Here is a 4940-nt window from a genome sequence, read left to right as displayed (position 1 = left end):
AGAAGATCCCGATGGGAAGAAGTTTTGAAGTGCGCAAGGCCTCAATGGCGAAAACTGCAGGCGCAAAAATTAAAGTTTATTCTAAATACGGTAAAGAGATTTACGTACTGGCTAAGAACGGTAGCTCTGACCCAGACATGAACCTACCTCTTAAGCACCTGATTGCTAAAGCGAAGAAAGACCAAGTACCCGCTCACGTTATCGACAAAGCGATCGATAAAGCGAACGGCGGCGGCGGTGAAGACTTCCAACCAGCTCGTTACGAAGGTTTTGGCCCAGGTGGCACAAGCGTAATCGTTGACTGTCTAACTGACAACGGTAACCGTACTTTCCAAGACGTTCGCCAATGTTTCGTTAAAACTGGCGCGAAAATCGGTGTTGAAGGTACTGTTTCTCACATGTTCGCTCACCAAGCTGTATTCCAGTTTGCAGGCGAAGATGACGAGATCATCCTAGAAACGCTAATGATGGAAGACGTAGACGTGACTGACGTTGAGCTAGAAGACGGTGTTATCACTGTATTCGCTCCAACGACTGAGTTCTTCAAAACGAAGACAGCACTAAACGCTGCGTTCCCAGACCTAACGCTAGACGTTGAGGAAATCACTTTCGTTCCTCAAACAACTACGCCAGTAGCTGAAGAAGATTCTGAAAAATTCCAGAAGTTCTTAGACATGCTTGACGACTGTGATGACGTTCAGCAGGTTTACCACAACGCTGAGCTGTAATATCAATCTATAATTGATAGCTTTGCTCTTGTGAGTAGAATGTAGAATACAAAAAACCGAGCCTAGTGCTCGGTTTTTTTATGGGCGTAATTCAGACGTTTATCCGTGAGCATGACTCTTTGATCGCAGCCCCTTGATGGCAGCTTCTAGATCATAGCTCCTAGAGCATAAGCCCTTGATCATCGTTCCGTGACCTCAGGTATGTAAAGCGCTCTCGGGCGACAAATCCATGCTGAGAGTTTTCTGATCAAAGGAAGCACGGTGAGGTTGAGCGTGATAGCACACGGCCAAGCAATGAAAAAGCTTTGCAGCCAGATTGGCGGCCACTCGGGGCTGAATCCCATTTTGTAGCCAGAAATTAACCCAGACATGATAGTCGCCATGGTCAGGGAGGATAAAATCGCGGTTACCCAAAATTGTTTGTTGTTCATACTGTGTTCTCCCGTGATTTTCTGTTGTTGATGAGATAAGGTTACATCTATCCATTAATGAGAAAAATAGGCACATATAGAAGTATGAATTCCATATTTGGAAACATTGATGATCTGTTCTTATTCTGTGCAGTGGTTGAAGAGGGCTCTTTGCTATCGGCTTCTAAACGGCTGCAACTCCCAGTGTCGACTATGTCGCGTAGGCTAACCGCATTGGAAGATCGCCTGAATATCCGACTTTTAGAAAAGAAAGGTCGTGAGCTGGTGGCCACCAAAGACGGCGAGGCGGCCTTTTCTGCACTGAGCAGCGGCATGGAGTCGATTCATCAGGGCTTTAATAGCTTGCTAGAAGAGCGTGACGCTATTCAAGGCAAGATAAAGCTCGCCGTACCTCACAACTTCTATAGTGGCTTTTTAAGGTCGATGGTAGAGCAATTCCTCACTCAATATCCGAACGTTCAGCTCGATCTTACCTTGAGCCAGCAACAGTTTATCCCGCAGACCGACCGTGACTTACTGATCACGTTTAAGATCTCAGAGATGGAAGGCATGATTGCTCGTCCACTTTTCAAAGCCAAACACGGATTTTTCGCGAGCCAAGAATACTTAGATTCGCGTGAGACGATTGAAAATCCGGACGACCTAGAGCTTCAAGACTGGATCAACGTTGATGATGTGTTTGATATGCCGCTCTACAAATCCGACCGCTTAGAGCAGATGATCACGATTAAACCCAAGTTTATTGTCAACGATATTCATGCGGTAGCGGCCGCGGCGCAAAAAGGCTTGGGGCTTGCTTCATTGCCTTTTCGTCATGTATCCCCCGAGATGAATTTGATTCAAGTGCTCCCTGAGTATCATCGGGGTGATCGCCAAGCGTATTTAGTGTACAAAGAAAGAAAATATCAGCCAAAGGCTTTGACCCTGCTTATTGATGCGTTGATTGAGAGTGTTCGATCTTTTCATAGCGATGACTTGGTCAAATAAAAGGAGAAAGAAATGAAAGTAAGTTTTATCGGGCTAGGCGTTATGGGCTTCCCAATGGCAGGCCACCTAGTCAAAGCCGGTTTTGAAGTAACGGTGTTTAACCGCACTCACAACAAAGCATTAGACTGGGCTGATAAACACCAAGGTAAAACGGCAGAATCTGTGGCTGAGTGTGTCGCAGAAGCTGACGTGGTATTGGTTTGTGTAGGTAATGATGACGACGTACGCAGCATGACAACCAGCGAAACAGGCGCATTGGCAGCAATGAAGCCAAACGCGATTCTTGTCGACCACACTACAACGTCTGCTGTGCTGTCTGAAGAGCTTGAAGTGGCAGCGAAGCAAGCTGGTGTTCGCTTTATGGACGCGCCAGTGTCTGGTGGCCAAGCGGGCGCAGAAAACGGCGTGCTAACCATCATGTGTGGCGGCGAACAAGCGCTTTTCAACGACCTTCAACCTGTGTTCGAAGCTTACGGTAAGTCGTCAGTTCTGATGGGTAAAGTCGGCCAAGGCCAACGCGCAAAGATGGTCAATCAGATCTGCATTGCGGGTGTATTGAACGGTTTATCTGAAGGCTTGGTACTTGCTGAAAAATCAGGTTTGGATATCCCAACTCTGGTTGATTGCCTTAAAAACGGCGCAGCAGGTTCATGGCAGATGGAAAACCGCGCGACCACAATGGCGCAAGACAAGTTCGATTTCGGCTTCGCCATTGATTGGATGATCAAAGACTTAGGTTTCTGCTTAGATGAAGCTGAGCGCCAAGGCATCCAACTTCCACTGACCGAAAAAACCAACAACGCTTACAAGGCATTGTCTGCGGAAGGACAAGGCCGCATGGATACCTCGGTATTGATGAAAGCCGTAGTTGAAGAGACTAAGAAGTAGAAGAGACGAAAAAGTAGAAGAAACTAAGAAATAGAAGAATTTGAATAGTAGACGAGATTAAGTAGAGAGACTAAAAGTCGTCGAAGCTTCGTTCTGTTTTGACAAAATAGCCGCTAACTAGCGGCTATTTTTTATTTTTAATCAAAAAGAAAAATAACATATTTTTCAACAATGTAAGTGGTTGTAAGCTTGTTTTGGTTGAAAGTCCATCAGCACCGTTCGTGTGCTGCGAGATCTGTATCAATTTCACTTCGCTCTATGCTGTGAATTGTTTAATTGTTTGAATTATATTGCCATTTCATTACAAAATAGTTGAGAAATAATCACTGCCTGAACTGGCCTGTTTAGGTGGCTGGCTTATAAGTCAATGATAAAATAATAAAAAAACGTGATATAATTATCATTATTAGTAAATTCCCATGCATTATTTTTCAGGATTATATGAAATCAATATCAACAAAGCTTCTTCTAGTTCCACTGCTCTTTTCTATCTTTTTAGTTGTAAGCAACTTAAAAAGCGAAGCTACCTCAAATGAGGTTATGGACAGTTTTCACTCTGTGTACGAGGACCGAGTCATTCCGTTATCTGATTTGAAAAGCATTTCGGATTTGTATGCGGTAAGCGTGATTGATGCGGCGAATAAATACCATGTGGGAATGATAGAGCAGGCGGCTTTTTATTCTGGTGTTTCTGTTGCGATGAAAGAGGCTCATGAGCTATTCCTTCATTATCTGGCAACGCAGCTAACAAGAGAAGAAGAGGGGTTGGCAAAAGAGCTTCAACTTAAAATAGATAAGGTAGAGCGAGAAGTACCATTAATTCTTGATAAACATAGAAATATGATGATTGATGATTGATGATTCTGAGATGATCACTCAGCTTTATCTCCTTGTCGATGATATGGGAGGTGTTCTTGGTGAATTGATCTCATTGCAATTGGACGTCGCTAAGGAAGAATTAGCCCATTCTGATTCAGTTTTAGAGTCCAACTCTTCTTTCTCATGGTGGTTGGTTCTTTTCTCTTCTATCGTTGCTTCTGGTTCATCTTATTTCCTAGTGAAAAGAGAATTGAGAAATTTACCATTGATCGTAAATTGGATTAAAGCCCTTGAGAATGGACGTTTATCGGACGTTAAATTGAAAGAGGGTGGAAATGAGCTCGACACTATTTCAGATTCTTTGTCTCAACTGTCTGCAAAATTGAATGATATCCTGTCACAGGCAGGTGTAAGCATGAATTCAATTAACCAAAAGCAAGAAGAGTCTTTAGCTCTGATAGAGCGATCCCAGAGTAACTCTTTGAATGAACTATCATCGGTAGAGCAAATCGCGACGGCCGCGACTGAGTTATCTTCAACAGCGAGAGACGTTGCTGACAACGCACAAAGAGCTGAGCAGTCAGCAATGGAAGCGAATGACATTATTCAGCTAAGCCATGGAACATTGAAAAACTCAACTGACACGACAGAAGAAATTTCTGAATCAATATCAGAAACTCAAACGGTCGTGAATTTACTTAGAGAGCACTCAGAGCGTATCAGCAGTGTTGTTGAGGTAATTAAGAACATCTCTGAGCAAACTAACTTGTTAGCGCTTAATGCCGCGATTGAAGCGGCTAGAGCCGGTGAACAAGGAAGAGGGTTTGCTGTTGTTGCTGATGAAGTAAGAGCTTTGGCTGGGAAAACTCAGCAGTCGACTATCGATATTCAAGAAATCATTGCGCAGTTACAAGACCAATCTAAGCAAGCGGATGAATCTATGGTGAAAAACGTTGAACTGATGCGCTTAACAAAGTCTACGACCGATGAGCTTGCTCAATCTTTTCATTCGATATCAGAAAAGGTTTTAAGTATTTCAGAAGTGAATGCCATTGTTGCTACGGCATCAGAAGAGCAAAGTGCCGTT

The 4940-nt window shown here is 43.7% G+C and carries 6 protein-coding genes; 5 read left to right on the top strand and 1 reads right to left on the bottom strand.

Translation table 11 applies throughout. From position 1 onward, the window contains the following. Positions 1–11 precede the first annotated feature (11 nt). Positions 12–728, top strand: a complete 717-nt coding sequence (locus AB4653_RS09020) for a YebC/PmpR family DNA-binding transcriptional regulator (protein WP_009846045.1) — start codon at positions 12–14, stop codon at positions 726–728. Positions 729–907: 179 nt separating this feature from the next. On the opposite strand, the gene AB4653_RS09015 is transcribed toward AB4653_RS09020, so the two are convergent. After that, positions 908–1159 (bottom strand): DUF2798 domain-containing protein, encoded by a 252-nt coding sequence (locus tag AB4653_RS09015; RefSeq protein ID WP_009846046.1) that lies wholly within the window; start codon positions 1157–1159, stop codon positions 908–910. Positions 1160–1243: 84 nt separating this feature from the next. Between AB4653_RS09015 and AB4653_RS09010 the strand changes: the two genes are divergently transcribed. The 4 genes from AB4653_RS09010 to AB4653_RS08995 form a co-directional block, all read left to right on the top strand. After that, the gene (locus tag AB4653_RS09010) at positions 1244–2146 is read left to right on the top strand and encodes a LysR family transcriptional regulator (RefSeq protein ID WP_009846047.1); all 903 of its coding nucleotides are present in this window, start codon (positions 1244–1246) and stop codon (positions 2144–2146) included. A 12-nt stretch (positions 2147–2158) separates the two neighbouring features. After that, on the top strand, positions 2159–3034 hold the full coding sequence (locus AB4653_RS09005) for an NAD(P)-dependent oxidoreductase (RefSeq protein WP_009846048.1): 876 nt from the start codon (positions 2159–2161) through the stop codon (positions 3032–3034). 441 nt (positions 3035–3475) lie between these two features. Beyond that, entirely contained in the window at positions 3476–3892 is a 417-nt protein-coding gene (locus AB4653_RS09000; protein WP_133151964.1) for an MCP four helix bundle domain-containing protein, read from the top strand. After that, the coding region (locus AB4653_RS08995; protein WP_372103900.1) for a methyl-accepting chemotaxis protein at positions 3885–4940 on the top strand (1056 nt) is incomplete at its 3' end. The genes AB4653_RS09000 and AB4653_RS08995, both read left to right, overlap by 8 nt.

It is taken from the genome of Vibrio sp. 10N.222.48.A3 (assembly GCF_041475345.1).
GTDB classification, from domain to species: domain Bacteria; phylum Pseudomonadota; class Gammaproteobacteria; order Enterobacterales; family Vibrionaceae; genus Vibrio; species Vibrio tasmaniensis_A.
Note: the sequence above shows the minus strand (reverse complement) of the source record. Positions and strands in the feature narration are given on the sequence as shown.